This window comes from Fulvivirga aurantia, assembly GCF_009711475.1.
In the GTDB taxonomy this organism is placed as follows: Bacteria; Bacteroidota; Bacteroidia; order Cytophagales; family Cyclobacteriaceae; genus Fulvivirga; species Fulvivirga aurantia.
Map to the genome: position 1 here is coordinate 1 of NZ_SMMD01000630.1, position 4888 is coordinate 4888.

At 39.3% G+C, this 4888-nt stretch carries 5 protein-coding genes; 2 read left to right on the forward strand and 3 right to left on the reverse strand.

Annotated elements, in window-relative coordinates:
- Positions 1-1339, forward strand: a 1339-nt coding sequence (locus E1176_RS06065; protein WP_155209668.1) for an aminopeptidase P family protein, incomplete at its 5' end; no start/stop codon positions are given.
- 70 nt (positions 1340-1409) lie between these two features.
- Complete coding sequence (locus tag E1176_RS06070) at positions 1410-1685, forward strand: hypothetical protein (RefSeq protein ID WP_155209669.1); 276 nt, start codon at positions 1410-1412, stop codon at positions 1683-1685.
- 39 nt (positions 1686-1724) lie between these two features.
- On the opposite strand, the gene E1176_RS06075 is transcribed toward E1176_RS06070, so the two are convergent.
- The 3 genes from E1176_RS06075 to E1176_RS06085 all read right to left on the reverse strand — a co-directional run.
- A complete protein-coding gene (locus tag E1176_RS06075; protein ID WP_155209670.1) occupies positions 1725-2195 on the reverse strand; it encodes a hypothetical protein in 471 nt (156 codons plus the stop codon).
- Between the two features lie 412 nt (positions 2196-2607).
- Complete coding sequence (locus E1176_RS06080) at positions 2608-4062, reverse strand: potassium/proton antiporter (RefSeq protein WP_185152661.1); 1455 nt, start codon at positions 4060-4062, stop codon at positions 2608-2610.
- A gap of 92 nt (positions 4063-4154) precedes the next feature.
- Positions 4155-4888 (reverse strand): LVIVD repeat-containing protein (locus E1176_RS06085; protein WP_222933096.1); only part of this gene is annotated, 734 nt, incomplete at its 5' end.

Genomic DNA, 4888 nt, shown 5'->3' on the forward strand with positions numbered 1-4888 from the left:
TAAGAACTCTGTTGCTGTATTCTTTTCTAACCCTATTCGTAACCGAGCAAATGACGTAAGTTATGTTTACCATCAGGATCCTAATTTTTTCTATCTCACTGGTCATAAAGAGCCGCATGCTTTATTACTCATTTTCAAAAATGAAATCGATATAAATGGTTCTGAGACAGATGAGGTGATCTTCGTAAGGCAAAGAAATGCATTGGCAGAGATGTATGACGGAGCCAGATTAGGCATAGATGGGGCTAAAGAAAAATTAGACATCACAGTAGCCTTTGAGGGCAAAGACTTTAAAGATTTCAACCTTGATTTTTCTCAATTTAATAAAGTGCTTTTTTACGACTTTTTTGATGACTACCGTGACCATAAAGAGAAGGGAGACCTATACGAACTTGTAGCGCAGTTTAAACAAAAAGTACAGTATAAAACTGACGACCTCACGATTGAGCCTAAGAAAACCAACATTGATGTAACAAGGCTTGATAAGATGATGGCAAAGCTACGAGGCATAAAAACTGAAGAAGAGCTTGACCTGGTTAGGAAAGCTGTAGACATATCAACACTGGCGCAGGCTGAGGTAATGAAGGCTATGAAACCGGGTATGTCTGAAACGGAAATTCAGGGCTTGCACGAGTTTATTTTTAAAAAATACCGAGCTGAATATGAAGGCTACCCAAGTATTGTAGGCGCAGGACACAACGGCTGTGTTTTACATTACATAGAAAACTATAAGCCAAAGATTGAAGATGGAGAATTGATACTCATGGACCTGGGCGCGGAGTATCATGGCTATACAGCAGATGTTACCCGTACCATACCGGTAAACGGAAAGTTTACTGAAGAACAGAAAATTATTTATGATTTAGTGTATGAGGCACAGGAAGCAGCCTGGAAGATTTGCAAGGAAGGCACTTCTTTTCAAGACCTGTATTTAGCCACAGCAGAAGTTATTAATCAGGGCTTAGTTGACTTGGGGTTATACCGTAGCACTAATCAAAAAGACATCGAAAACCCTGAAACAGGGAGAAATCGTTATTACCCACATGGGTGCTGCCATCATATCGGGCTCGATGTACATGACAACGGTGAGTATATAAAGCTTGAAGAGAATATGGTAATCACTATTGAGCCGGGCATCTACATCACTGAGGGTAGCCCAGCAGATGAAAAATGGTGGAACATACCCGTGAGAATAGAAGACGACTTTCTCATAAAGAAAGATGGCTGCGAATTACTATCAGACAAAGCTCCAAGAAAATCAGAGGAGATTGAAAAACTCATGGCTGAGCCTAGCCCATTTGATGCGATAGAGTTGCCGGAGTTGGAGGGGAGAGAGTAATAGTGTCGGCTATTTTAATTTATTGGAATGGTCAGAGCTTGAATAGAATAGAAGGTAAAGACTTATGAGCATGAGCAAATATAGTTTTATATGCATTGAAGGTGACGGCCATGGCTTTGGTCACATACTTGGTGCCTATTCTGATCATAAGCAGGCCGTAGAAGCTATTAAAGCTTATTACGAGACACCTGTGGTATTTCTCGATGAAGAACCAGCCGATTACGAGGCTGTAGCCGTAGAATTGAACCGTCAGGATGGAGGAAATTGCTTTCTAAGCGCCAGACCCGATGAAAATTCTAATGGAGTGATGATCTTTAAACTAAAGGAGAATAAGAATTATTTTTGAGAGTCGACCGGCCTAGAAGGTCTGGTCGACTTTTTGACTCTATGCATCACAACTCAACACTTCTCTAAGCAGTAGTTTCCACTTGCTTAGCAGTTGTAACTCGTTATTGAGTGCATATGGTTTTTCTGCGCTGTAAAATTCTAAATCATAAACAGGTACACCATCTGCATCACTTAAAACCAGGCCCGCATAGTTTGTAAAACCACCTTTCTTATCTTTTATAATTTGCTCGTCACAGTATGCGATCTGCGATAAATCAATCAATACATCATCAGTTGGCCGGGCCATGCTCAAGTACAACACTTTGCACTGACTACGATCAATGCCAATGCCGTAGCTTAGATTCCAAAAATCATGCACAGCAACATCCAGATTAAAAATGTTTGTTTGATTGAAGAAAAGGTAGGTAAGGCGATCTAAATCTTTTTTTTGCCCAAACCTGACATATAGAAAGGGCACAACAAATGCGCATAAGGCCGCCAGACCTATTAAATAGATTGTAAATTCCATGAAATAATATTTTTTGTAATTAAACTTCTGTACTGGGAAAATGAAGGTCAATCACATTAATCATGGGAGTGAAAAGGGAATAGTAATTTTTTAATGATGCCTCCCCAAATAATGGAAGAAGGCTTTTCAAAAATTTTTACTGTACAGTTATAGGCTTGGCGAAGGTTAAATTCATTCGAAGAACAACTAGTCAGGTCATTGTGTTGCTTCAACCCCTTCGCAGAGTCGAAGGATAGTTTAGATGGAAATATAGATTGGAAATCTACATTAGCTGGTGATTGGATGATTTCTTGTGAATGACCTCTCGACTCAACCGTAACTGGGACGTGAACAGCTCCTACCAATAATAAAAGAACCAGTAAAAAATTTAATCTGGCTAGTTTAGTTTTATATGTAGTTATGTTATTCAAAGCTAACTCAGTGTCGTTCTAACTCGTTTCATAGTTTCCTCGTCATTGGATAGTACGGTTAGTTTATCCAAATGTTGTAATTCTGTAGCCCCGTTTGGAGTAATAAATTTCCCTTTTCTGTTAATCATAGCTATAATGGCAGATTTGGGGAAGTTTAGGTCAACAATTCTTTTACCTATGGCGCCACTTTTTTCTGTTAATAAAAATTCTTCCAGAATCGTTTTAACGCGATCAGAAACTATGATATCTGCAGGCTCTATTTTAGCATCTTCCTGTTTACCTACCTTTAGCCAATTTGCAAGCATAGTAAGTGTTGTTCCCTGTAAGAGCACAGAGCTTACAGCCACAAAAAACACCAAATTAAATATCATATTAGCTTTTTCAACTCCGGCAATAAGAGGGTAAGTTGCAAATACGATAGGCACAGCACCTCTCAATCCCACCCATGAAATATACAGTCTTCTCCGCATTTTCATTTTAAACATGGCGAGAGACAGCATGATGCTTAACGGTCTGGCTATGAAGATAAGAAACAGCGAAACCAGAATACCAAGCCCGATCAAAGGCACTATTTGAGAAGGGAATACGAGCAAGCCCAGCGTAAGGAAAAGTACAATTTGCATCAACCAGGCCAGCCCATCAAAGATCTTTATGATAGTACCTTTATGGATTAAATCATGATTTCCCAGATATACAGCACATAAATAAACTGCTAAAAAGCCATTACCTCCCATAGCATCTGTCACAGAAAAGGTAATTAGCATAATAGCTATGACTAATACAGGATATAATCCCTCAAATCCCAACTTGATTTTATTGATTGATTCTTTACCTAGATAGGCAAAAACAATTCCTCCAATTACCCCAAGCACCATTTGCATTAAAAAGAATGGAATTGTTTCCCAAATACTTTGTGAATCATCTACCACCAGACCTAGAATCGCAATTGTCAAAACATAAGCCATAGGGTCATTACTACCACTTTCCAGCTCAAGCGTAGGTCTTATATTTGATTTGAGTGAGAGATTTTTTGAGCGTAAGATTGAAAAAACCGCTGCTGCATCTGTAGAAGATACGATAGCCCCTAGCAATAGCCCTTCTAATAACGTAAAGTCAGTGATATAATAGACAAACACCCCCAAGGTGATAGCTGTGATAAAAACTCCTAATGTAGAAAGTATCAAACCCTGAGTTAAGACGGGTTTAACTGCTTTCCAATTGGTATCTAAACCCCCTGAAAATAGAATGAAATTGAGAGAAACGATTCCAATAAATTGGGCAAGTTTCGGATCATCAAAATAAATGCCTCCCAACCCTTCAGACCCGGCAAGCATACCTATTGCCAAAAACAAAATAAGTGTAGGAACTCCAAACTTATAAGAAGTCTTTCCTGCAATTACGCTAAGGAAAAGCAGTACTGCGCCAACAAGTAGTATGTTTTCAGTAGAAAGGGTCACGGGTTATGTTTAATAATTAAACTTAAACAATATTGTTCAAGAAACTCACCCGTTTAAAAACCGTGATTGACCTTTTCGTTTAAAAACGACAATCACTCCACCTCCACTGGTATTGTGCTTAGTAATTTAATATCGGTGGGATCGCTGTAATCATATTGGCGTATGCCATCTGCCCCGGTAACGATGAGTATATTAGAATTAGGGATTACGTCAAACGCTTTAATATCGGAGAAAAAAGCAATTTGCTCTAAATCATTTGGAGTGTTTACATCAAACACTTTGAGGCCGTGATCGCCCTCTGTGATAAACAAAAGAGAATCGCTTATACCCAATCCGTGTGGGTTAAGCATGTCTTTGCTATGCAATAGCTTAGGGTCTGCAATATCGCTGATGTCTAAAATATCGAGTCTGTTGACCCCACGACAGTTGGTTTCCGATCGTAAGGTTACATATGCTAATGTATCCTGTGCCACCACAGGGTCGCATGACAATACATGTTCATAAAGGGAGACATATTCAGGAATGCCCTCTTCGTTGATCTCATAAATATGCATACCTGTAGCCGTACCGATGAAAAGCATATTACGCATGGCAAAGATTGTCTCTACATCCCAACCGATAGTACTAGTTTCAACAAGCTCCGGTGCCATAGGATCGGTAATACTGAAACTGTTTAATTTATAGTTATCGACAACATACAGAAAATCATTGATCACAGTAAATCTAGCCATCGATCCACCTTGCCCGGTGGGGTTTGGTGCCATGTTAGGTGATACTGCACTATCATTCTCACAGCTTGTAAAAGCTATTAAGAAAAGCCCGATAC

Coding starts and splice junctions, on each gene's coding strand:
- E1176_RS06075 (WP_155209670.1), bottom strand. CDS start 2,195: ATGGAATTTACAATCTATTTAATAGGTCTGGCGGCCTTATGCGCATTT.
- E1176_RS06070 (WP_155209669.1), top strand. CDS start 1,410: ATGAGCAAATATAGTTTTATATGCATTGAAGGTGACGGCCATGGCTTT.